The sequence below is a fragment of the Streptococcus sp. KHUD_016 genome (genome assembly GCF_051106465.1).
Lineage (GTDB): Bacteria > Bacillota > Bacilli > Lactobacillales > Streptococcaceae > Streptococcus.
In genome coordinates, this window is the sequence record NZ_CP193663.1 from 451,254 (window position 1) to 475,846 (window position 24,593).

Annotated in this window: 21 protein-coding genes and 1 pseudogene; 21 read left to right on the plus strand and 1 reads right to left on the minus strand. The window is 42.1% G+C overall.

Going from position 1 to position 24,593, the window contains the following annotated elements:
• Positions 1-10 precede the first annotated feature (10 nt).
• Positions 11-898 carry a fructokinase ScrK gene (gene scrK, locus ACORHV_RS02060; RefSeq protein ID WP_000164281.1) on the plus strand — a complete coding sequence of 296 codons (888 nt, stop codon included), beginning with the start codon at positions 11-13 and terminating at the stop codon, positions 896-898.
• 46 nt (positions 899-944) lie between these two features.
• On the opposite strand, the gene ACORHV_RS02065 is transcribed toward scrK, so the two are convergent.
• Complete coding sequence (locus ACORHV_RS02065) at positions 945-1,562, minus strand: TVP38/TMEM64 family protein (RefSeq protein WP_000076176.1); 618 nt, start codon at positions 1,560-1,562, stop codon at positions 945-947.
• Between the two features lie 132 nt (positions 1,563-1,694).
• Here ACORHV_RS02065 and ACORHV_RS02070 point away from each other — a divergent pair, with 132 nt between their 5' ends.
• The 20 genes and pseudogenes from ACORHV_RS02070 (at position 1,695) to ACORHV_RS02165 (ending at position 24,579) form a co-directional block, all read left to right on the plus strand.
• The gene (locus tag ACORHV_RS02070) at positions 1,695-4,328 is read left to right on the plus strand and encodes a DEAD/DEAH box helicase family protein (RefSeq protein WP_434398575.1); all 2,634 of its coding nucleotides are present in this window, start codon (positions 1,695-1,697) and stop codon (positions 4,326-4,328) included.
• 37 nt (positions 4,329-4,365) lie between these two features.
• Positions 4,366-4,464 (plus strand): annotated as a pseudogene (locus ACORHV_RS02075) (DUF6261 family protein); the annotation flags it as partial.
• 107 nt (positions 4,465-4,571) lie between these two features.
• Positions 4,572-6,416 carry a P-loop NTPase fold protein gene (locus ACORHV_RS02080; protein ID WP_049484306.1) on the plus strand — a complete coding sequence of 615 codons (1,845 nt, stop codon included), beginning with the start codon at positions 4,572-4,574 and terminating at the stop codon, positions 6,414-6,416.
• Positions 6,417-6,669: 253 nt separating this feature from the next.
• Positions 6,670-7,461 (plus strand): alpha/beta fold hydrolase, encoded by a 792-nt coding sequence (locus ACORHV_RS02085; protein ID WP_049484307.1) that lies wholly within the window; start codon positions 6,670-6,672, stop codon positions 7,459-7,461.
• Positions 7,462-7,690: 229 nt separating this feature from the next.
• On the plus strand, positions 7,691-7,924 hold the full coding sequence (locus tag ACORHV_RS02090) for a hypothetical protein (RefSeq protein ID WP_049484308.1): 234 nt from the start codon (positions 7,691-7,693) through the stop codon (positions 7,922-7,924).
• 174 nt (positions 7,925-8,098) lie between these two features.
• Entirely contained in the window at positions 8,099-8,503 is a 405-nt protein-coding gene (locus tag ACORHV_RS02095; protein WP_434398578.1) for a YbgA family protein, read from the plus strand.
• The gene (locus ACORHV_RS02100) at positions 8,487-8,852 is read left to right on the plus strand and encodes a TIGR02328 family protein (RefSeq protein WP_254725059.1); all 366 of its coding nucleotides are present in this window, start codon (positions 8,487-8,489) and stop codon (positions 8,850-8,852) included. The genes ACORHV_RS02095 and ACORHV_RS02100 overlap by 17 nt, the downstream gene beginning before the upstream one ends.
• A gap of 188 nt (positions 8,853-9,040) precedes the next feature.
• Complete coding sequence (locus ACORHV_RS02105) at positions 9,041-9,334, plus strand: helix-turn-helix domain-containing protein (protein ID WP_434398581.1); 294 nt, start codon at positions 9,041-9,043, stop codon at positions 9,332-9,334.
• 259 nt (positions 9,335-9,593) lie between these two features.
• Positions 9,594-11,843 carry a 5-methyltetrahydropteroyltriglutamate--homocysteine S-methyltransferase gene (gene metE, locus ACORHV_RS02110; protein WP_070657770.1) on the plus strand — a complete coding sequence of 750 codons (2,250 nt, stop codon included), beginning with the start codon at positions 9,594-9,596 and terminating at the stop codon, positions 11,841-11,843.
• Positions 11,844-11,937: 94 nt separating this feature from the next.
• Positions 11,938-12,804, plus strand: coding sequence for a methylenetetrahydrofolate reductase [NAD(P)H] (metF, locus tag ACORHV_RS02115; RefSeq protein ID WP_002882688.1), 867 nt, complete (start codon positions 11,938-11,940; stop codon positions 12,802-12,804).
• A gap of 540 nt (positions 12,805-13,344) precedes the next feature.
• A complete protein-coding gene (gene pnp / locus ACORHV_RS02120; protein WP_434398584.1) occupies positions 13,345-15,558 on the plus strand; it encodes a polyribonucleotide nucleotidyltransferase in 2,214 nt (737 codons plus the stop codon).
• Positions 15,559-15,572: 14 nt separating this feature from the next.
• Complete coding sequence (gene cysE, locus ACORHV_RS02125; RefSeq protein WP_084856981.1) at positions 15,573-16,190, plus strand: serine O-acetyltransferase; 618 nt, start codon at positions 15,573-15,575, stop codon at positions 16,188-16,190.
• 11 nt (positions 16,191-16,201) lie between these two features.
• Positions 16,202-17,068: a GNAT family N-acetyltransferase gene (locus tag ACORHV_RS02130; protein WP_434398586.1), complete on the plus strand. Its 867-nt coding sequence runs from the start codon at positions 16,202-16,204 to the stop codon at positions 17,066-17,068.
• Positions 17,069-17,072: 4 nt separating this feature from the next.
• Entirely contained in the window at positions 17,073-17,837 is a 765-nt protein-coding gene (locus ACORHV_RS02135) for a nucleoside phosphorylase (RefSeq protein ID WP_000923414.1), read from the plus strand.
• 8 nt (positions 17,838-17,845) lie between these two features.
• Entirely contained in the window at positions 17,846-18,367 is a 522-nt protein-coding gene (locus tag ACORHV_RS02140) for a dihydrofolate reductase family protein (protein WP_000301970.1), read from the plus strand.
• A 17-nt stretch (positions 18,368-18,384) separates the two neighbouring features.
• Positions 18,385-19,728 carry a cysteine--tRNA ligase gene (gene cysS, locus ACORHV_RS02145; protein WP_000591119.1) on the plus strand — a complete coding sequence of 448 codons (1,344 nt, stop codon included), beginning with the start codon at positions 18,385-18,387 and terminating at the stop codon, positions 19,726-19,728.
• Entirely contained in the window at positions 19,721-20,107 is a 387-nt protein-coding gene (locus ACORHV_RS02150) for a Mini-ribonuclease 3 (RefSeq protein WP_434398589.1), read from the plus strand. The genes cysS and ACORHV_RS02150 overlap by 8 nt, the downstream gene beginning before the upstream one ends.
• A gap of 3 nt (positions 20,108-20,110) precedes the next feature.
• Positions 20,111-20,980, plus strand: a complete 870-nt coding sequence (locus ACORHV_RS02155; RefSeq protein WP_434398591.1) for a helix-turn-helix domain-containing protein — start codon at positions 20,111-20,113, stop codon at positions 20,978-20,980.
• Positions 20,981-21,093: 113 nt separating this feature from the next.
• The gene (locus ACORHV_RS02160) at positions 21,094-22,224 is read left to right on the plus strand and encodes an ABC transporter ATP-binding protein (RefSeq protein ID WP_000229940.1); all 1,131 of its coding nucleotides are present in this window, start codon (positions 21,094-21,096) and stop codon (positions 22,222-22,224) included.
• Positions 22,225-22,362: 138 nt separating this feature from the next.
• Positions 22,363-24,579, plus strand: coding sequence for a RelA/SpoT family protein (locus ACORHV_RS02165; protein WP_001123780.1), 2,217 nt, complete (start codon positions 22,363-22,365; stop codon positions 24,577-24,579).
• The last annotated feature ends 14 nt before the right edge of the window (positions 24,580-24,593 follow it).

Here is a 24,593-nt window from a genome sequence, read left to right on the forward strand (position 1 = left end):
GAGGTTTATCATGACAAAATTATACGGAAGCTTAGAAGCAGGCGGTACAAAGTTTGTCTGTGCTGTCGGTGATGAAAACTTTAACATTGTAGAAAAAACACAATTTCCTACAACAACTCCTATCGAGACCATCGATAAAACCATTGAGTTCTTCTCAAAATTCGATAACCTTGCTGGTCTTGCTGTCGGATCATTTGGTCCAATCGATATCGACAAAAACTCCAAAACCTATGGCTTTATCACAACGACTCCAAAACCTCACTGGGCAAATGTCGACTTGCTTGGTGCCCTTCGTCGTGCTCTTAATGTACCCATGTATTTCACCACAGACGTAAACAGCTCTGCCTACGGTGAAGTAGTTGCCCGCAACAATGCTGGCGGCCGTATCGAGAACTTGGTCTACTACACAATCGGTACAGGGATCGGTGCAGGTGTTATCCAACGTGGTGAGTTTATCGGTGGTGTCGGTCACCCTGAAATGGGGCATTACTATGTAGCTAAACATCCAATGGATATTGAAAAAGAATTCAACGGTGTTTGTCCATTCCACAAGGGCTGTTTGGAAGGCTTTGCGGCTGGACCAAGTTTGGAGGCTCGTACAGGTATTCGTGGTGAAAACATCGAACTCAACAACTCTGTTTGGGACGTCCAAGCCTACTATATCGCTCAAGCTGCTGTCAACGCGACAGTGACTTTCCGACCAGATGTCATCGTCTTTGGTGGTGGCGTGATGGCACAGCAACACATGCTGGACCGTGTACGTGAGAAATTCACAGCTCTTCTCAATGGCTATCTACCAGTACCAGACGTGCGTGACTACATTGTCACTCCAGCAGTCGCAGGCAATGGCTCCGCTACACTTGGAAACTTTGTCCTTGCTAAGAGTGTCGCAAAATAAAACAAAGAAAACATCCGCTTGGGAAACCAAACGGATTTTTCTATTCTCAAAACATCTGCCAGAAGAAATCAATAATATAGGTCAAACCATAAGTATAAACCACTAGAGTAAAGGGCTTGGTCAGAATGATGATAATCATATAGCGCTTGAAGGTCATCTTGGTGAGGGCAGCCAGCATGCAGAGAAAGTCAGCTGGACTGACAGGCCAGATCATCATAAAGATAAAGAACCGCTCGAAACGATTGCCCTTATCTAGCCAACCGATATACTTGTCATAGGTGCGCTTGCTGACGACGGACTGGACAAAGGCAGCTCCATAGAGACGGACGAGGTAAAAGATAATGGCACAGCCAATCACGATTCCGATATAGTTATAGATGGTTCCGATGATGTGGCCGTAAATAAAGACCCCAGCCACTGAGGTCAAAGCTCCCGGAATGATTGGAACAACGGTTTGTAGGATCTGTAAAAAGATAAAGAGTGGTGGTCCCCAAACCCCAGCTTGCTGGATAAAGGCCGATAGGGTTTCCTTGGATTGTAAAACACCCGCCTGATAGGCCCAAATACAGAAAATCAAGGTGCCGACTCCCCCAACGATAGATGAAATATTGATGACTTGCTGTAGAAGGGGAGAAACAGCTTTCATTTGCTTATCCTGTGACATGTAAACTCCTCATAGATAGTATGATTCTACTATACCATATTTTATGGAGAAAAACTATCTGGATTATCTGACTGGTGAAATAAGTGTGGTAAAATGAGAATAAGAAAATGATGGTATAGAATGAGGGGTATCATGTTAGGTTTAAACTTTAAAGGAAGCTGGCGCCAATATCAAAAACAGGTCTTGGATCGTTTTCAGGACTATCAAGCAGACGGCCATGTTCATCTAGTGGCCGCTCCAGGGTCTGGAAAGACAACCATTGGTATCGAGCTAATCGCTCGTTTTGGCAACCCAGCCCTCATCTTAGTTCCGACTGTAACCATTCGTGAACAATGGGTGGATAGAATACAAACTGCTTTTCTAGAGGATTGTCAGAGGCTTTCAGACCTCGTTTCCCAAAACTTAAAGGAGATGAAGGTATTAACGATTGTGACCTATCAGGCTTTTCATAGTGCCATGAACCAACTTCAATCACAAGAAGATGGAGAAGCAGAGGATTTTGTGGGGTTTGATTTGCTTGCAAGCCTAAGAGCTCAGAAAGTTGCTACTCTTTGTTTGGACGAATGCCACCACCTGCGCAATGAATGGTGGAAAAGTCTGGAAGCCTTTCGCAAGCAGTATGGACCGCTGAAACTCATCTCCCTGACAGCGACACCACCATATGACAGCGATCCTGAACTCTGGGAACGCTATATCCGAATGTGCGGGGAGATCGATCAAGAAATCACGGTACCTGAACTAGTCAAGGAAGACACTCTTTGCCCTCATCAGGATTTTGTCTATATGTGCTCACCAACAGCTGAAGAGGCGGAACGTCTCAAACAGTTTGAGGAGACTAAGTGGGACTATATTCATCACCTTATAGTCGATCCTGATTTTCAAACATTTGTAGCAGGGTCTAAGGTCCTCAAAGGGGATATTTCATCTGATTTGCTTTTAGAAGATCCCAAGTACTTGTCTGCTATGTTGATTTATATGCATTCTCAGGGGTTAACGATTCCTCCCTCTTTGCAAAATTTACTGGGAACCCAGAGGCTTCCAACATTGACCTCCTACTGGTTGGAGACGCTGTTGCAGAGCATACTCTATCAGACACCAGATTGGTATGAGGATCCAGATGGATATAGGAAAAAGTTAGAGGCTGACTTGAAGGCGCGTGGGTTGGTGGAAAAACGTCAGGTTTATCTGGTTAAGTCTAAGGCTTCTGACCAGCTTTTAACCCAATCTCTAGGGAAGTTGTCTGCCATTGCCGATATCTTTTTGACGGAGTATGAGAGTCTAGGTCAGGAACTGAGACAGTTAGTACTAGCTGACTATATTCGCAAGGATTTTGCTACCTATCTGGGCGATAATCAGGCAACCATTTCTCAGTTGGGGGTTCTCCCTTATTTTGAAAGCATTCGTCGAAAAGCTCAGGAGCAAGAGATACCTGTGTCTTTGGCTGTCTTGTCAGGTAGTGTCGTTATTTTGCCTACCGATGTGGTAGCAGAGTTGAAGGAACTCTTGCCTCAGGTTCCTCTTAGTTTCTCATCTATTGGTCACTTAGATCAAAAAGATTATGTGCAGGTTGGTTTTCCTAGCTCAGCTAAGGGAATCGTAGCGGCAGTGACGGAGCTTTTTCAACGAGGGCAGATTCAAGTCCTAGTCGGAACCAAATCTCTCCTCGGAGAGGGTTGGGATGCTCCTTGTGTTAATTCCCTAATCCTCGGAAGCTTTGTGGGGAGCTTTATGTTGAGTAACCAGATGCGCGGGCGTGCCATTCGTATCTGGCCGGGACATCCAGAAAAGACCAGCAACATCTGGCATCTGGTAGCCGTTCAAGCGCAAGCACTTATCACTTTTCCTGGTGAGGAGCCTAGACCAGAGAGCAATCAAGATCTGCAGACCTTGTCGCGACGGATGGAGCATTTTCTTGGATTGGCCTATAATCAGGAGAGTATTGAGACCGGTTTGGATCGTTTGGATTTTCCAAAGCCCCCTTTTAAGAAAAAGCAAATTAGTGAGTACAATGAGCGAGTTAAGAGTCTCTCCAAGGATCGAGCAGGCTTGAGACAAAAATGGCAAGATGCTCTTGTCGTAGCGGATCAATTTGAGATAGTTACAGAAGTCGCAACCCAAAAACAGAAGGTCCCAGTCATGCTCTTGCTTGATGCATTAAAATGGGTTCGCATGTCATTGCTCTTGTTGGCAGTGGATTTGTTGGTCTTGCTATTTAGACTGAGATTAATCGGTGTTTGGTGGCTTACGACAGCATGTCTCCTCTTTTTGGCTTTTGCATCTTGGCGCTACCTCTGCTATAAGAGTCCCTATAAACGCTTGCAGTCTCTGGGTGAGCAAATCCGAAAGGCTCTGCTAGATTCGGGGCATCTAACGGATGATCAATCCCGTGTTCAGGTAGAGGAGGACAAGGAAAACTATATGGTTTTTGCCTATCTCAAGGGAGGAAGCATGAGAGACAAGGAGTTGTTTGCACAGACTGTGGGAGAATTCTTTGCTCCAGTGGACAACCAGCGCTATCTCTTGAAGGCAGAGAAAGTCCGACAAGGTCAGTCACCTTACTATGTCGTGCCTAGTCTTTTTGATAAGCGCAAGGAAGAAGCACAGAAATTCCTTGACTTTCTGACGCCAACTATTGGACGTTATCACCTGACCTACACACGAACAGAGGCAGGAAGGAAAACCCTTCTCGAAGCTCGTATAAAAGCTCTCTCTAACAAAAATGACCGTATCTTGACTAAGAAGAAGGTTAAAAGCCGGTTGGAGTAGGGGAGTTTACAAGAGATAAATAAGTAAATTCTCTTAAAATATAAACACAATTAGAGACAGTAAGAGACGATTGACTAGTTCAAGTAAGAAGGAGAAGAAAGTTAAAGGAGAAGAAATAGAACAAGTAGCTGGATAAGGACAACCCCTTAGAAATGGATTTCTAAGGGGATTTTTGTGGATTCGTGGTATAATTTTTATAAAAGTAGGCGCTATGAAATATTTTGTTTTTTAGAAAGAAATACTATGGATGATAGATTTATTACATTAAAGCACATTGATACTTCAGTAGCAGCTAAAAATGTTGCTAAATTACTTGAAGAAAATAAAACTTATTTCTTAAATGGGAACTGGGGTTCTGGAAAAACAGAATTTCTAGTTGAAGTTGGTAAGAATACTAATAAAAAATTAGTTACGATAGACTTTTGGAGATTAAGCGATAACCGCTCAACGATTGAGATTGTTTTTTCAAAATTACACCCGTTGGTATATAGCCTTTTAAGGATTTTCATAGTTTTATGTGTCGCAGTTTCTATCTTAATGACTAATGTAGTTGATTTGGGTTTAAGTTCTTTTTTTGAATCTTTTTGTGTTAAATTAATTATTGGGAGTATTGTTTTATTAGTAGCAATCTATCAATTTTTTAAAATCAAATCAGATGGTTTTTACAGTTGTTTACTAACTTCTAAATGTCTATCATTATCTCGAAAAGTATTAGTTATTGATGATTTTGATCGAATGTCTAACAAACAACAAGAGGAGAGTTATAAAATTTTTAGCTTACTTAATGGCAAGATTCCAATTGTTTTTGTTGGGGATATTGAGAAAGTGCATCTTAACGACAATAATTTCCTCTCTAAAATTATTGATAGACGGATAGAACTACCATTTGTTCTTCACCCATCAAATATTTGGCAAGATTATTTTGAGTTGCTAGGAAAGAAATTTAGTACGAGATTGTCAGATGATTTTTGGAAAAGGTTCAGCTTTGAAAATAGAAATTTGCGAGATAGAAATCATTTTAATGACTATGTCAATCAAGAATTCTTTTCAAGGGGGAAACTAGGACATGTTCAGGAGGAACAGCAACTTTGGATTATCTATACCTACCTTTTTTATCCTGAATTATATAAACAACTATTAAAGAACGAAGAAATAAAAGTTAAGGATGATGAAAAAACAAGTTTTACAGGGATTTTCAAGTTTGGACGAAGCATACAAGAAATACTGTCCGACATTCAACGATCAAATCTTAACCAATATCCACCAAACTATAAAATGAATAGCTCGGCCTATTTTCTTTATGAAGAATCTCTAAATCGTACAAAAGAGGAATTGGATACATTACTTGAGACAGATAGTGAGGAATTATCAAGAGAACTAAGAGAGGGGAATCATAAGACTGATTTTTATCAATATCTCTCAAGTGAATATAAATCTTTTTCTGAAAATCAGAAAGCTAAACTACTACGTATGACTATACAGGAATCTCTTAAATCTTATAATAGCCCTGCAATGGACTATATTGTTGCAGAAAAGTTAAATGAAGAAATTCCCCGATATGAGAGGAATAGTCCTTTAAGTGAGGAAATAATAGGTAGAATTGTGAATTTCTGGGAAAGTATTCTGAGAAAAGAAGGTTTGGATCCGTCTGAGATACTTTATTTTATGGAAAAACATAGAGTGCTGACCTTCTATGATTTGGGTCGTCACTATTCAAACTTAGAAATTAATAATGAAAATTTCGCTAAGCTAAGACGAAAAGATTTCTTTCTCTTGACCTATCTTAGTTCAATTGAAAAATTTAATGAATTTGAAAGTTGGAATAGAAGTATTTGGGATGCCATGGAGCAGTTTGGAGGCAGAGAGTTCTTAGTATTTTGGGAATTTCAAGGAATTCTTTCAAATGGATTGGGTTATTACTGTTTTGATGTTGTTCCTAGAAACAAAAAATATTTTCTTATGATGGGTGAAAATCAAGATAAAATGAAAAAGAATAGGTCTGTCATTGAAAAGATTCAGCCGCAACTTGAGCAATTGGAAGCTAAAGGATTTACATTTGAGGAGAAAATAGATAGGGAATACTGGTAGGCAATCTATGAGTTTTAAAGGATAATTGGTTAGTATGTTCTCCTTTTAGTAATATTCTTCATGCTTGTACCCTTTTCTCGTGTTAAATTTCGCTCCCACTCGTCCTCCCTAGTTCAAGTGGTTTTTCTAGGAATATGATAAAATAGAAAAGATAATATATTTATTTAATGGAGTGATTGTGATAGTATTTATTGAATTGATAAATGAGAAGATTAAAGCAGTGTAGATAAATTGGAATTTGTGGAGAGATAGGATGATTAAAAAAAGTGTGGAATCGGAACAAGGAAATACGTATTATTGGACTAATGAAAATGTCGAAAAACCATGCATTGTAATGCTTCCTGGATTGACAGCTGATCATAGATTATATGATAAACAAGTAGATGAATTTAAAAAGGATTTCAATATTATTGTTTGGGATTGCCCATGTCACGGAGAGTCCAGACCATACAGTACGTTTAATTACAAATTAGTGACGCAAGAACTGGAAATTATATTAAAAACAGAGAATGTTAAATCGGCAATATTTATTGGGCAATCACTTGGAGGAATGATAGCTCAATATTACATAGAAGGACATCAAGAACAAGCAATAGGTTTTATTTCTATAGATAGCGTTCCTTTTGGAAATTATTATAGCAAATCAGATATGTTTTGGTTAAACCAGATTGAGTGGCTAAGTAAACTATACCCAGATAAAATGCTAAGAGATTTTATGGCAAAAGGTTGTGGTGTTTCTGAGTATACTCAGAACAGTATGAAACTTATGCTCTCAATCTATAGTAAAAGGGAACTATGCCATTTGATGTGGATAGGTGAAGCAGCATTTATTCCTGAAAATCATGAAATAAATTTGAAATGTCCTGTAATACTTTTACTTGGGGAGAACGATAAGGTTGGTAAAGTGTCGCAGTATACAAGAGAGTGGCACAAAAGGGAAGGATACCCACTACATATTATTAAAAATGCCGCTCATAATTCAAATCAAGATAATCCTGATGAAGTAAATGATTTAATAAGGAAATATATAAATAAATGGCTATAAAGATATTGTAACTACTGTAAAATCGACAAATCCTAGTTTGTTGAACTTAGCAATTTATAAGTTTTTAAGAGATAGAACCTATAAAACTTGCACGAGAACTGTAGGTAGGAGAAGAAATCTTCCTATTGACTTATCTCAGTGTAGTTAATAAATTTGGGCAAATTAAGTCATGGGATAGCAGTATATGAAATGCGATAGATTGTTTTGGAGATAAGGAATTTTTATCATTTTGGAAATTCCAAGAGATTCTTTCTACAGTGGAAATTATTTTGACTTTGATAAAATTCCAGAAAATATGACCTATACTCTTTGGATAGAAAAATACGCTTTTGAACCTCCTCATGAATTTGAAGATTATAGGGAGGATGTTATTAGAAAGATTCGTCCGAAACTTGAGCAACTGGAATTAAAAGGATTTAAATTTGTAGAAGAAATAGATGGAGAACATAGACGTAGGAATTAGGATTTTAAAATTTGGGATTTTTTCTAATTCATTGCTTATTTTTAACCGTTATACCAAAGTTAATTTTTAGCAGTGAAAATATGATAAAATAGAAAGAAAATACATTTCCTTAAAAAATTAAGATACAACTTTGTTTCCATATTTCCTGGAAACTGATAGAAAGTAAGGAGAAACATGGAACAAACTAACCAAAAATCCCAGTGCCAACAACTCTGGGCTAGAAACAAATACCTCGTTTTGAGCCATTCCAGCAATATTTACAATGAGATTCGCCAATACTTGAAGAATGAAGAGGTCGAGGTAAGTCATGTTCAAGAACTGATCGGCCGTGCCTGTCAAATCCCAGAACATAGGGGTCAGGTTTGCAATGCCTTTCAGCATATTTGGGGCTATTTCAAAAAGAAAGCGACAGATGCTGAGCGCAAGGACTATATGCTCCTGCTGGATCGCTACCGCTTTGGTCAGGCTTCTAAGGAGGACTTGATCGTTAAAACTCGAGACTTGCTAGATCGCTATCCCAATACCTACTTGCAACATTCGACTTTACTGAAAGGAGACGCCCATGAGACTTTGGCATGAGGCTTTGATTTCACAACTTCCCCGTCCTCAACTCTTGGGGCAACATCGAGAGTGTTGCGCCCTACGTGGCAATGGCTGGGGCAGAAAGCATGCGACGGTGGACTATGTCTTTACTCACTCGCCCTATCGTCTCTATGCCTATCATCGCTTGATCATGGAAGAGATGGCTAATCGAGACTATAAGGTGAGTCCAGAATGGTTGGACAAGAACTACCGTGGTAAGACTTGCCCTTCTTATCAAGAGTTAGCAGAGGAGAAGCTAGGCAAGCCCATCTATAGTGAGCATGATGCAGGATACTATGAGGAATGTTTGGCTAATCTCCGTGAGAAAGGCATTGAGCTGGAGTAAGAGTCAGGATTAGCTCCATATTATAACTCTTCTCGTAATTTTTTCGAATAATAAAGATGAGACCTTTAGAATGATTCTAAGGTCTCCTTTTTATGGGTATTAGAATTTACTTTTAATAACTTTTAAGTTATAATTTGTTTAAAAAGCAAAGCGTGAACTCGAGAATTTGAAAGAAAGAGGATTGAGACATGAAAAATAGTGCCATTGGAAGTAATTGGAAGGATGTCCGAACAGAACTCTTTACCAAGAAAGAAATTCTTGAAAGTGATATGCGAGTGGTTATTATGAGTGAGTTGATTGAGGCTAGGCATGAGCAAGGTATCAGTCAGAAAAAACTAGAAGAACTCAGTGGAGTGAGCCAGCCTGTTATAGCTAGGATGGAGACAGGTAAGACCAGTCCTCAGTTGGATACGGTCTTAAGAGTTCTTGCTAGTTTAGGAAAGACACTCGCAGTCGTTCCACTTGAACAGGAAAAAAGTTGATTAAACTGACCTATAGTCTTTTCTAATAACAAGCCATAGTCACTTATAAGAATTACTAATAACACGTTTGAGCATTCCAACTAAAATACAGCCACAAAACAAGCTATACAAAGGATTTGAGACACTGGTCTCAAGTCTTTTTCTTTTGACAAAAAAGTGATATAGTTTCAAACTATATCAAAGCCTAATTTTTTACAATTATACAGACAGTTTCTTTTCTGTTAAGATAGTTTCAACAACAAATTTTGGAGGACACATCATGTCAACTACGATCATCGGTTTCCCTCGTTTGGGTGAATTCCGCGAATTGAAATTTACAACTGAAAAATACTTTAGAAAAGAAATCTCAGAAGAAGAACTTTTGGCTGCGGCTAAAGAATTGCGTGCGAAACACTGGAACATTGTCAAAGAAAAAGGCATCACTGAAATCCCATCAAACGACTTTTCTCACTATGACAACTTCCTAGATGCAGCTTTCCTCTTCAACGTGGTACCTGCTTCAGTTCAAAACTTGGACTTGTCTGACCTTGAGCGCTACTTTGCTTTGGGTCGTGGTTACCAAGGAGAGAAAGGGGACGTGCGTGCCCTTCCGATGAAGAAATGGTTCAACACCAACTACCACTACATCGTGCCCAAATTTGAAAAAGACACTCAAGTCAAATTGGCTGGTCACAAGATCTTTGATGAGTTCCAAGAAGCAAAAGAACTTGGATTGAACACTCGTCCTGTTCTTGTAGGTCCATTCACTTTCCTTCAATTATCAGACTTTGAAGAAGGCGTGAAAGCAGAAGACTTCGTAGATAGCTTAGTAGCTGCTTACCAAGAAGTTTTTGCTAAATTGGCTGAACTTGGTGCAACTCGTATCCAACTCGACGAAGCTGCTCTTGTCAAAGACTTGACAGAAGAGGAAAAAGCACTCTTCTTGAACATCTACAACAAACTCTTGGCTGATAAAAAAGGTCTTGAAGTCTTGCTTCAAACATACTTCGGTGACGTTCGTGACGTCTACGCTGACCTTGTGAACTTGCCAGTTGATGCACTCGGTCTTGACTTCGTTGAAGGTAAGAAAACTCTTGAACTCGTTAAAGGTGGTTTCCCGGCTGATAAGACTCTTTATGCAGGTATTGTCAATGGTAAAAACATCTGGCGCAACAACTACGAAAAGAGCTTGGCTGTTCTTGAGCAAATCCCAGCTGAAAACATCGTATTGACAAGCTCATGCTCACTTCTTCATGTGCCATTTACAACTGCTAACGAAGAATTTGAGCCAGCTATCTTGAACCACTTTGCCTTTGCAGTTGAAAAATTGGATGAGATTCGTGATTTGGATGCTATCCGCAACGGCCAAGGAGCAGAAGCTCTTGCAGCCAACAAAGAACTCTTTGCAACTGAACGTGTTGGTGAAAATGCGGAACTACGTGCTCGTATCGCTGGATTGACAGACGCTGACTACACTCGTTTGCCAGCATTTGCTGAACGTGAAGCTATCCAAGAAGAAGCTTTCAAACTTCCAGCTCTTCCAACAACAACTATTGGTTCATTCCCTCAAACTAAGGAAGTTCGTGCTAAACGTTTGGCCTTCCGTAAGGGTGAATTGTCACAAGAAGAATACGATGCCTTCCTTGCTGAGACTATCGACGAATGGATTAAATGGCAAGAAGAAGTTGGATTTGACGTACTTGTACACGGTGAATTCGAGCGTAATGACATGGTTGAGTACTTCGGTCAAAACTTGTCCGGTTACCTCTTCTCTAAGAATGGTTGGGTACAATCTTACGGTATGCGTGGGGTGAAACCACCAATCATCTGGGGTGATGTAACTCGTCTCAACCCAATCACTGTCAAATGGTCTAGCTATGCTCAAAGTCGTACAGACAAACCTGTTAAGGGTATGTTGACTGGACCTGTTACCATCCTCAACTGGTCATTCCCACGTGAAGACATCTCTATCAAGGACTCAACTCTTCAAATCGCTCTTGCTATCAAGGATGAAGTTCTTGACCTTGAAGCTGCTGGTGTGAAAATCATCCAAATCGATGAGGCTGCTCTTCGTGAGAAATTGCCACTCCGTCGTAGCGACTGGTACGAAGACTACCTTGACTGGGCTATTCCTGCCTTCCGCTTGGTACACTCTACAGTAGCGCCAGACACTCAAATCCACACTCACATGTGTTACTCAGAATTTACAGATATCATCCCAGCTATCGACAACATGGATGCGGACGTTATTTCCTTTGAAGCAAGCCGTTCAAACCTTGAAATCTTGGACGAACTCAAAGCGAAAAACTTCCAAACAGAAGTGGGACCTGGGGTTTACGATATCCACTCACCTCGTGTGCCAAATGAAGGTGAAATCGACCACACAATCGATGCTATTCTTGCCAAAGTTCCAAGCAAGAAAGTTTGGATCAACCCTGACTGTGGTTTGAAAACACGTGGTATTCCAGAAACAAAAGAAAGCTTGATCCGCCTTGTCGAAGCAGCAAAAGCTGCGCGTGAGAAATTGTAAGATAAGATTTCTCTCTTGACACTGACTGATCAAGGAACTGCTTGGCCCTAGCTGGCTCAGCAATCATGAAATCAAAAAGAAAAGGATAATGACTATGTCACGCCAAACACCGTCACTTTCATTTGAAGTGTTCCCTCCAAACCCAGCAGTGGGTAATGATAAAATTATTTCAGCCTTGCAGGATATGCGGGAGCTGACACCGCACTTTATCAGTGTGACTGCCAGCAATAATAAATTTAATATCAAGGAAACAACGGTTCGTTTGGCTGACTTTATCCAGAATGACTTGGCGATTCCAACCATTGCCCACTTGCCAGCTATCTATCTGACCAAGGACAAAGTTGCTGAGACCATTGCAGACTTGGATAAGGTTGGGGTACAGAAAATCTTGGCCTTACGTGGGGATATTATCCCTGATGTGGAACCACAAAAGGATTTCCGCTACGCAACGGACTTGATCGAGTTCATCAAGGAACAAGCCCCTCACTTTGATATTGTTGGTGCTTGCTACCCAGAAGGGCATCCTGACTCTCCAAACCAAATCTCGGATATTCAAAATCTCAAAAAGAAAGTGGATGCAGGCTGTTCAAGCCTTGTAACGCAACTTTTCTTTGACAATGAGCGCTTCTACGATTTCCAAGATAAGTGTACCTTGGCAGGGATTGATGTTCCTATTCATGCGGGAATCATGCCTATTCTTAACCGTAATCAAGCGCTTCGTCTCTTGAAGACTTGTGAGAATATCCACCTTCCACGAAAATTTAAGGCCATCTTGGACAAGTATGAGCATGACCCTGAGTCGCTCAGAGCAGCAGGACTTGCCTATGCCGTGGATCAGATCGTGGACTTGGTAACTCAAGATGTCGCAGGTGTGCATCTATACACCATGAACAATGCTGAAACAGCAAAATACATCCACCAAGCAACCCATGCCTTGTTTAACCATCAGTCTTTAGGATAATAAAAAGCAAACCATTCTTCTCAGGTGAGGGGAATGGTTCCTTTTTAATAGAAAAGCCCGCACTTTTTAAGAAAAATATGATAAAATAGACTCTGTACGTACTTGATACAAAGATGAGGGTATTTAGGTTGTAGAAGTTTGTTTAAAGTGGATTATTTTTTAAACAAAATATGATAATAGGTGTCTCAAAAAACACGAACGGAGTGAGTATTTAAAAGATATTTCAAGCTATAGTAGTATCCTAGAGAATAACTCTGTTATTTTCTAGGACGGAATTTTTTAGACTTCAGGCTAAAAAATAAGGGATGAAATTCCGAAGGAAGTTGCTCCCGTCCGCACTATTCCAGTGAAATATCAAAAAAACTACTTAATTGAATTTTGGTCTCATTTCTTAGGAAAAAAGACAAGCTTCCTAGCATTCATCGAATGCTTCGTCACCTTCCTATTTTTCTACAGAAATGTTCGGCAAACCGAACCGTCCAAAATATCTTGATTTTTGTAGGCAAGGCGTATAATTTCATCAATCCAAAGGGGATTAAAATGACAAAACAAGTATTTCAAACGACTTTTGCGGGTCGTGAGTTAATCGTAGAGACTGGCCAGGTTGCTAAGCAAGCAAATGGCTCTGTTGTCGTGCGTTACGGTGAGTCAACTGTCTTGACTGCAGCCGTCATGTCTAAGAAAATGGCAACTGGGGATTTCTTCCCACTTCAAGTCAACTACGAAGAAAAAATGTATGCGGCTGGGAAGTTTCCAGGTGGCTTTATGAAACGTGAAGGACGTCCTTCAACAGATGCGACTTTGACAGCGCGTTTGATTGACCGTCCAATCCGTCCTATGTTTGCGGAAGGTTTCCGTAACGAAGTCCAAGTTATCAACACCGTCCTTTCTTATGATGAAAATGCCTCTGCTCCAATGGCGGCTATGTTTGGTTCATCCTTGGCACTTTCTATCTCAGATATTCCGTTTGACGGTCCAATCGCTGGGGTGCAAGTGGGCTATGTAGATGGTCAAATCATCATCAACCCTACGCAAGAACAAGCAGAGCAATCTCTCCTTGAATTGACAGTAGCTGGTACCAAACACGCTATCAACATGGTTGAGTCTGGTGCCAAAGAATTGTCAGAAGAAATCATGTTGGAAGCCCTTCTCAAAGGGCACGAAGCTGTTAAAGAATTGATTGCCTTCCAAGAAGAAATCGTTGCTGCTGTTGGTAAGGAAAAAGCAGAAGTGGAATTGCTTCATGTGGATGCGGACTTGCAAGCTGAAATCATCGCAGCCTACAACAGCGACCTCCAAAAAGCGGTACAAGTAGAAGAAAAATTAGCTCGTGAAGCTGCAACTCAAGCAGTTAAAGACCAAGTAACCGCAGTTTACGAAGAAAAATATGCAGACCACGAAGAATGTGACCGTATCATGCGTGATGTGGCTGAAATCTTGGAACAAATGGAACACGCTGAAGTGCGCCGTTTAATTACAGAAGACAAGGTGCGTCCTGATGGTCGTAAGGTCGATGAAATCCGTCCTTTGGATGCGGTTGTTGACTTCCTTCCTCGCGTACACGGTTCAGGTCTCTTCACTCGTGGACAAACTCAGGCTCTTTCAGTCTTGACCTTGGCGCCAATGGGTGAAACTCAAATCATCGATGGTTTGGACCCAGAGTACAAGAAACGCTTTATGCACCACTATAACTTCCCTCAATACTCTGTAGGGGAAACAGGCCGTTACGGTGCGCCTGGTCGTCGTGAAATTGGTCACGGTGCTCTCGGTGAGCGTGCCCTTGCGCAAGTTTTGCCAAGCTTGGAAGAATTTCCATACGCAATCCGCTTGGTAGCAGAAGTCTTAGAATCAAACGGTTCTTCTTCTCAAGCCTCTATCTGTGCGGGAACGCTTGCCCTTATGGCTGGTGGTGTACCAATCAAGGCGCCAGTAGCTGGTATTGCCATGGGTCTCATCTCAGATGGAAATAACTACACTGTATTGACAGATATCCAAGGATTGGAAGACCACTTTGGAGACATGGACTTTAAGGTTGCAGGTACTCGTGAGGGGATTACAGCTCTTCAAATGGACATCAAGATCCAAGGGATTACTGCAGAAATCTTGACTGAGGCTCTTGCTCAAGCCAAGAAAGCTCGTTTTGAAATCCTTGATGTCATCGAAGCAACCATTCCAGAAGTTCGTCCAGAATTGGCTCCAACTGCACCGAAAATTGATACCATTAAGATTGATGTTGATAAGATCAAGATTGTCATCGGTAAAGGTGGAGAAACCATCGACAAAATTATCGCTGAAACAGGCGTTAAGATTGATATCGACGAAGAGGGTAATGTGTCTATCTACTCTAGCGACCAAGATGCTATTAACCGTACCAAAGAAATCATTGCTGGTCTAGTTCGTGAGGCTAAAGTCGATGAAGTTTACCATGCTAAGGTTGTTCGTATCGAGAAATTTGGTGCCTTTGTCAACCTCTTTGACAAGACAGACGCCCTCGTTCACATTTCGGAAATGGCTTGGACGCGTACTAATAATGTCGAAGACTTGGTGGCTATTGGAGACGAAGTCGATGTCAAAGTTATCAAGATTGATGAAAAAGGACGTGTTGATGCTTCTATGAAGGCTCTTCTTCCACGTCCACCAAAACCTGAGCGTGATGAAAAAGGTGAAAAGTCTGAACGTCCTCACCGTCTACGTCATCACAAGGACCACAAACCGAAGAAAGAATTTACACATAAACCAAAAGATTCAGAATAAGAAAGGAGAAATGTATGGGATGGTGGCGCGAAACCATTGATATCGTAAAAGAAAATGATCCAGCGGCGCGCACCACTTTGGAGGTTCTACTGACCTATCCAGGTGTCAAGGCCTTAGCTGCCCACCGTCTCTCGCATTTTCTATGGGAGCACGGCTTCAAACTCCTAGCTCGGATGCACAGTCAGTTTTGGCGCTTCTGGACTCAGATTGAGATCCATCCGGGGGCTCAGATCGAATCAGGTGTCTTTATCGACCATGGTTCTGGATTGGTGATTGGAGAAACGGCTATCGTTGAGACGGGAGTTCTCCTCTATCATGGGGTGACTCTTGGGGGAACAGGGAAAGACTGTGGCAAACGCCATCCTACCGTTCGAAAGGGAGCTCTCATATCGGCTCATGCCCAAGTTATTGGACCAGTGGAAATCGGTGAAAATGCCAAGGTGGGAGCAGCCGCAGTTGTTGTGGCAGATGTACCTAGTGATGTGACAGTTGTCGGAATTCCAGCGAAGATTGTCCGTGTTCATGGTGAGAAAGACGAGCCAACCATTCACGAGGTAGAGGAGAAACGGAAATACTATCTAGACAAGCTAGAGCATGCCCGTGAAGCCAGTCACAGATCGTCGGGGTTGTAGAGGATACCTATATGATTCAAGCAAGAAACAAGTTAAGCCAAGAGGAGTTATCTGAGGCGAAAAAACTCATTAACTGTTGCCAAGCCTATGACGGTACCTATCGTGATCCCTATCTTTCTAACATGCTTAATTTTGACCCAAACATGCCCGCCTTTTTCCTTTATTATGAAAAAGGCGAACTTGTTGGTTTATTAACTGTCTATGCAGATGACCAAGATGTGGAAGTGACGATACTGGTTCATCCAAATCATCGCCGTCAGGGGATTGCGCGTGCATTGTTTACGAGTTTTGAGAGAGAAACGGCTTCTTTCCCTATTCGTTCAGTCACTTTTCAGACAGAACGTGTTTTTCTAGACCGCCATCCTGATTTTGTCAGCAACTGGGGATTGGTCGAGGACGAGGATACAGAAACCTGGTTAGGCAAGGATAGAAGGCCTTATCCGTTAGAAAAGCTTTCCAATCTGGAAGTTATGTTAGCAGATAGTTCGTATCAAGATCAAATTAGTCAGTTAAAATTTCAGGTATTTTCAGAGGAACATGAATCGAGAGAAGTTGTGGATAGATATGTCGCTGAAGCTCTGAAAGATCCGGAAAGTCGCTTATATATTTTATTAAAAAACGGTCAGGTCATTGGAACTTGCACGATTGATTTATCGAGCGATACGAATTACTTCTACGGTTTAGCAATATCGGAACCTGAACGTGGAAAAGGCTATGGAAGCTATTTAGCAAAATCCCTTGTCAACCAACTAATTGAGCAAAATGACAAGGAATTTCAGATTGCCGTGGAAGATAGCAACGTAGGTGCCAAGCGCTTGTATGAAAAAATCGGCTTTATCAAACAGACACAGGTAGTTTATCTGAATGAGAAAGAATAGAAAAATGCTATTAGAAGAATTCGAAAATGTACCTGCTGTTATCGAACCAACTGATCGAAGTATTCGTGATGGTGGAGAAGTCTGTGACACGATTATTTTATCTTTTAATGGAGAAATCGTTGAACGAGTAAAGCAGTTTGAAGATGTTTATGAAGGTGGCTATCTAACCAATCTAAATGGTAGATTTCCATGGTATATCTATGAAAAAGATGGGAGTAAGGTAGCCGTTGCTATAGCTACGATTGGAGCCCCGATGGTTGTTGGACTCTTAGAAGAACTCAAAGCAAGAGGATTTAAGAACTTTGTTGTTTTGGGTTCTTGCGGAGTTCTAGATCAGTCTATTCAGGCAGATAAGATTATCCTACCAAGTTCAGCTCTACGTGATGAAGGTACAAGTTACCATTACGCTCCTCCAAGTGATGAGATAGCTTATGATGAAACTTTGCTCTTAACTATGGAAGAAGCTTTGAACAAATCTTGCGTCGAGCATATCCGCACCAAGTCTTGGACGACTGATGCCTTTTATCGAGAAACGCCTGATAAGGTCAAGCGTCGCTTGGCTGCTGGAGCCAAAGTGGTGGATATGGAAGCTTCAGCTATCATGGCTTGGAGTCAATTTCGCAAGAGCAAGGTCTATCAATTCTTCTACACAGCTGACTATGTGGATCATCATAACCGAATCTGGGATGCCCGCCATGAAGAGCGGACAGCTGATGCCATGACTTTTTTCACTATCGCTTTGAAAATAGCAAAGGAACTAGAAAGGTAACTACAAGAATGGCAGTATATTTTTACGGCTGTATCACCATGGATGGCTACTTGGCAGACGGCCAGCACAGGATAGACTGGCTGCATCAGCTTGGTTCTGTAGAGGATACAGGCTATGATGACTTTTACAGGCAAATGGATATCACCATCATGGGCAAGCGGACCTTTGAGGAAATCCAAGATTTGCAAGATGTAGAAAGTTTTTATCAAGCTACGGAAAACTATGTCTTTACGCATGATAGGCACCTGCCTGTCAGCAATTACCAGCCAGTAGCTGGGGATGTGGTGGACTTTGTTCAGCAGATTGACAAAGGCAAAAATGTCTTTGTGATTGGTGGTAATTCCTTGGTAGGACCGCTCTTGGATGCGGATCTTTTCGACCACCTCATTATTCAGATAGCACCCCTTATCCTAGGAAAGGGGGTTCCCCTCTTTACCCAAGAGGAAGGGCAGCGCTTTTACCAACTGGATAGCCTCAGACAATTTGGCCCATTTGCAGAGCTGGTTTTCAGCCGAAAAAGTCAGAAATAGAGAAGGGAGTGGACTGCATGATTAAAATTTACGACACCATGTCTCGTGATTTGCGAGAATTTGTCCCAATCGAAGAAGGAAAGGTTCGCATGTATGTCTGTGGGCCAACGGTATACAACTATATCCACGTTGGGAATGCCCGTTCGACGGTGGCTTTTGATACCATTCGTCGTTATTTCGAATACCGTGGCTACGAAGTTGCCTATATTTCCAACTTTACAGATGTAGACGATAAGATTATCAACCGTGCCAAGGAAGAAGGTATCACGCCTCTGGAGGTTGCGGACAAGTACATCGCTGCCTTTCGTGAGGATGTGACAGCCTTAGGCGTGAAACCTGCGACTCGCCATCCGCGTGTAGTAGAGTTTATGGCTGACATCATTCGTTTTGTCGCTGACTTGGTTGAAAAAGGCTTTGCCTACGAGAGTCAAGGAGATGTTTACTTCCGCGTGGAAAAATCTCACAACTATGCTAAGTTGGCCAATAAAACCTTGGAAGATTTGGAGCTGGGTGCTTCAGGTCGTACCGATGAAGAAACGGCTCGCAAGGAAAATCCTGTAGACTTTGCCCTTTGGAAAGCTGCAAAACCAGGCGAGATTTCTTGGGACAGTCCTTGGGGACCTGGTCGTCCGGGTTGGCATATCGAGTGTTCGGTTATGTCAACAGAGATTTTGGGCGATACCATTGATATTCACGGTGGGGGAGCCGATCTGGAATTTCCGCATCATACCAATGAAATTGCCCAGTCAGAAGCCAAAACAGGCAAGACTTTCGCCAACTACTGGATGCACAATGGCTTTGTTAATATCGATAATGTCAAGATGTCCAAGTCCTTGGGCAACTTTATCACCGTACACGATGCCCTCAAAACTCTTGATGGCCAAGTGCTTCGTTTCTTCTTTGCCACTCAGCATTACCGTAAACCAATCAACTTTACGGAAAAAGCAGTGCATGATGCCGAGACCAATCTCAAATATCTGAAGAACACTTACGAGCAACCATTTTCTGGGACTGTAGATGCACAAGAATTGCAAGCCTTTAAAGACAAGTTTGTAGCAGCTATGGATGAGGATTTCAACTCCGCCAACGGTATCACAGTTGTCTTTGAAATGGCCAAATGGATCAACTCAGGAAACTATGATGCAAGTGTTAAGGAAGCTCTTGCGGCTATGTTGGAGGTCTTTGGGATTGTCTTTGTTGAGGAAGTTTTGGATGCAGACATTGAAGCCTTGATCCAAAAACGTCAAGAAGCGCGTGCTAATCGTGACTTTGCGACAGCAGACCAAATCCGTGATCAACTGGCTGCTCAAGGGATTAAGCTCCTTGATACCAAGGATGGAGTGAGGTGGACACGTGATTGATGTCAATCTCATTAACGGAATTGCGCTAGCCTTTGAAGGGGATGCGGTGTATTCCATGTATATTCGCCGCCACCTCATCCTAAAAGGCATGACCAAGCCCAATAAACTTCACCAAGAGGCGACCAAGTATGTCTCGGCCAAGGCTCAGGCTCGCCTGATTTCCCTCATGTTGGAGGAGCAAGTTTTAACGGAAAAAGAAGAAGAAATCTATAAACGTGGGCGCAATACCAATAGCCACACAAAGGCTAAAAATGCAGATGTCGTAACTTATCGCATGTCTACAGGTTTTGAAGCAGTGATGGGTTATCTTCATCTGACTGATAATATGGAGCGTCTAGAGACCATAATTTCTTGGTGCATCCAAAAAGTGGAGGGCTAGAATATGATTGCAAAGGAATTACAAGACTGGTTTCCTGAAGCTCAGATTTCAGATCAGCCAGTAGAGAAACCAGGCTATCTCACTCTCCCTTTAGCTTCTCAGCAGTGGATTTTACTGGAGGAAGATGGGCTCAGCGAGCGTGAAAAGCAGCTGGTTGCCCTTTTGACCCAGCAAGAGCAGGCTCGTTCGCTCAATCCTTGGTATCCCTATCTGATCGAGGGGAAGGGGCAGGCACCGCAAACTTTCAAAAAGATTCAGCTGGTTTATTGCCATCTTTCCTATTTCCAACAGGAAAATCTATCCTCTTGGCTAGATATGATGCAAACTCTCTTTCCCAACTGCCAGACAGTATTGCAGGTCGGTGCTCAGGATTATGTATTTGTTCTTCAACAAGATAAGTACACCTCTGTTCGCTCGATTTTATCTGATACGATTGAAGCGGTTGAGTATGATTTTGGCCTTCGTCTGTCTATCATGTTGGGGCAGGTTTGGTCACAGACTGGGTATCAGGCTTTGTCAGATTTAATCCAAGCAGAGCGGGACTTGTTTAAGGCTTGGTGGCGTCAGGGGCATCAAGGGGTTCATACTTTTTCACAGCTCTATCTGTGGACTATGGGAGAAAGGCTTGTGGACCTGAGAGTCATTAAAGACTGCCTACACCAGATGATTTTGGATCAGGATCAGATTCAGGAGATTATTCTTTCTCTCTGGGAAAACAGTGCTGTCCTAACTAAAACAGCCCAGCAACTCTATCTGCACCGCAATTCTCTCCAATACAAGATTGACAAATGGGAAGAATTGACAGGGCTACAGTTGAAGGAGTTGACGGATCTCACTCTTTGTTATCAGTTGATTTTACCAGATATTCTTTAAAGTTTTGTGCAAGTTGCACAGAACTTTTTTATTTTTTTGGTCACCTTGCCATAGAAAAATAAAGCGTTTTCATCTATAATAAAACTATCAAAATACAAAAGGAGTTCACCTCGATGGTAGAATTAAATCTTAAAAACATTTACAAAAAATATCCAAACAGCGAACACTATTCAGTTGAAGACTTCAACTTGGACATCAAAGACAAAGAATTTATCGTTTTCGTAGGTCCTTCAGGATGTGGTAAATCAACAACTCTTCGTATGATTGCTGGTCTTGAAGACATTACAGAAGGTACTGCATCTATCGATGGCGTGGTTGTTAACGACGTAGCACCAAAAGACCGTGACATTGCCATGGTATTCCAAAACTACGCTCTTTACCCACACATGACTGTATATGACAACATGGCTTTCGGTTTGAAATTGCGCAAATACAGCAAAGAAGACATCGACAAACGTGTGCAAGAAGCGGCAGCAATCCTTGGTTTGAAAGAATTCTTGGATCGTAAACCTGCTGACCTTTCAGGTGGTCAACGTCAACGTGTTGCCATGGGTCGTGCCATCGTCCGTGATGCAAAAGTGTTCTTGATGGACGAACCTTTGTCAAACTTGGATGCCAAACTTCGTGTATCTATGCGTGCTGAAATTGCGAAAATCCACCGTCGTATCGGTGCTACAACCATCTACGTAACTCACGACCAAACAGAAGCGATGACATTGGCAGACCGTATCGTTATCATGTCAGCTACTAAGAACCCTGCTGGTACAGGTACTATCGGACGTGTTGAACAAATCGGTACCCCTCAAGAAGTTTACAAAAATCCAGTTAACAAGTTCGTTGCAGGATTTATCGGAAGCCCAGCTATGAACTTCATCAATGTGAAATTGGTTGGTGGTGAAATTGTTTCTGACGGTTTCCGCTTGAAAGTGCCAGAAGGTGCTTTGAAAGTTCTTCGTGACAAAGGCTACGAAGGAAAAGAATTGATCTTCGGTATCCGTCCAGAAGATGTGAATGCAGAACCTGCTTTCCTTGAAACATTCCCAGAGTCAGTTGTCAAAGCTACTATCTCCGTATCAGAATTGCTTGGTTCAGAATCTCACCTTTACTGCCAAGTTGGTAAAGACGAATTTGTTGCAAAAGTGGATGCTCGTGACTACTTGCAAACAGGTGCAACAGTTGAACTTGGATTTGACTTGAACAAAGCACACTTCTTCGACGTAGAAACTGAAAAAACTGTCTACTAAGCAAATGAAATGTCAAAACACTGCTAGAGAAATCTGGCAGTGTTTTTTTAATGATTGGTATTGGCATAAAAACAGGCTTTTCTAGTTTTCATATCCTTAAAAAAGTGATAAAATGGTAGGAAGAATTGGAGAGTATAGATGCCGAAAGAAGTGAATTTGACGGGCGATCAGGTAGTCGCTTTAACGAGAGAATATTTAACAAAGGAAGACGTTGCTTTTGTACAAAAAGCATTGATTTACGCAGTTGACTGTCATAGTGGGCAGTTTCGGAAATCAGGTGAGCCCTATATTATTCATCCCATTCAGGTGGCAGGGATTTTAGCTAAACTCAAGCTAGATGCCGTGACGGTTGCCTGCGGTTTTTTGCATGATGTGGTTGAGGATACAGATGCGACACTGGATGATTTGGAGAGAGAGTTCGGTCATGATGTTCGGATTATCGTTGATGGGGTGACCAAGCTTGGTAAGGTTGAGTACAAATCACTCGAGGAACAATTGGCTGAAAATCACCGCAAGATGCTTATGGCCATGTCAGAGGATATCCGTGTTATCTTGGTTAAATTATCGGACCGTTTGCACAATATGCGGACTCTCAAACACCTTCGAAAGGATAAGCAAGAGCGTATCTCCAGAGAAACCATGGAAATTTATGCACCACTTGCTCATCGTCTAGGGATTTCCAGTGTCAAGTGGGAGTTGGAAGATCTATCTTTCCGTTATCTCAATCCAACTGAGTTTTACAAGATCACCCACATGATGAAGGAAAAACGCAGAGAACGTGAGGCTTTGGTCGATGAAGTTGTAACCAAGTTGGAAGAGTACGCTACAGAAAGAAATCTCAAAGGAAAAATCTATGGTCGTCCTAAGCATATCTATTCGATCTACCGCAAGATGCAGGATAAGAAGAAACGCTTTGAGGAAATTTATGACCTGATTGCCATTCGCTGTATCTTAGATACCCAGAGTGATGTCTATGCTATGCTGGGTTATGTGCATGAACTTTGGAAACCTATGCCAGGCCGCTTCAAAGACTATATCGCCAATCGTAAGGCCAATGGTTACCAGTCTATCCATACAACTGTTTATGGGCCAAAAGGGCCGATTGAGTTCCAGATTCGGACCAAGGAAATGCACGAAGTGGCTGAGTACGGGGTTGCGGCTCACTGGGCTTATAAGAAAGGCATTAAAGGGCAGGTCAACAGCAAGGAATCTGCTATTGGGATGAACTGGATCAAGGAGATGATGGAGCTCCAAGACCAGGCTGATGATGCCAAGGAATTTGTGGACTCTGTTAAAGAAAACTATCTGGCGGAGGAGATTTACGTCTTTACTCCTGATGGTGCGGTTCGCTCCCTGCCAAAAGATTCAGGACCGATTGACTTTGCCTATGAAATCCATACCAAAGTCGGTGAAAAAGCGACTGGTGCCAAGGTCAATGGCCGTATGGTTCCACTGACAACCAAGCTCAAGACAGGGGATCAGGTTGAAATTATCACCAATCCCAACTCCTTTGGTCCAAGTCGTGACTGGCTCAACATGGTCAAGACCAGCAAGGCGCGCAACAAGATTCGTCAGTTCTTTAAAAATCAAGACAAGGAATTATCCGTTAACAAGGGCCGTGAGATGTTGATGGCCCAGTTCCAAGAAAACGGCTATGTAGCCAATAAATTCATGGACAAGCGTCATATGGACGAGGTCCTTCAAAAGACCAGCTACAAGACAGAGGAAGCTCTCTATGCAGCCATTGGTTTTGGAGAAATTGGCGCTATTACCGTCTTTAACCGATTGACCGAAAAGGAACGTCGTGAGGAAGAACGCGCTAAGGCCAAGGCAGAAGCAGAAGAGCTTGTCAAAGGTGGCGAAGTTAAGGTTGAAAACAAAGAAACTCTCAAGGTCAAGCATGAGGGAGGTGTGGTGATTGAAGGTGCCTCAGGCCTCTTAGTGCGGATTGCCAAGTGTTGCAATCCAGTGCCAGGTGACGACATTGTCGGCTACATCACTAAGGGACGCGGTGTGGCTATTCACCGTGTGGACTGTATGAATCTCCGTGCCCAAGAAAACTACGAGCAACGTCTCCTTGATGTGGAGTGGGAAGATCAATTCTCAAGCAAGGAATACACTGCCCACATCGATATCTATGGTCTCAACCGTACAGGGCTCTTAAATGATGTTTTACAAGTTCTCTCAAACACGACCAAGAATATCTCAACCGTTAATGCTCAGCCAACTAAGGATATGAAATTTGCTAATATCCATGTCTCCTTTGGTATTTCCAACCTCTCTACACTGACCACAGTCGTGGATAAGATTAAGAGTGTGCCAGAGGTTTACTCTGTTAAACGGACTAATGGCTAATTGTCCTAGCTCTT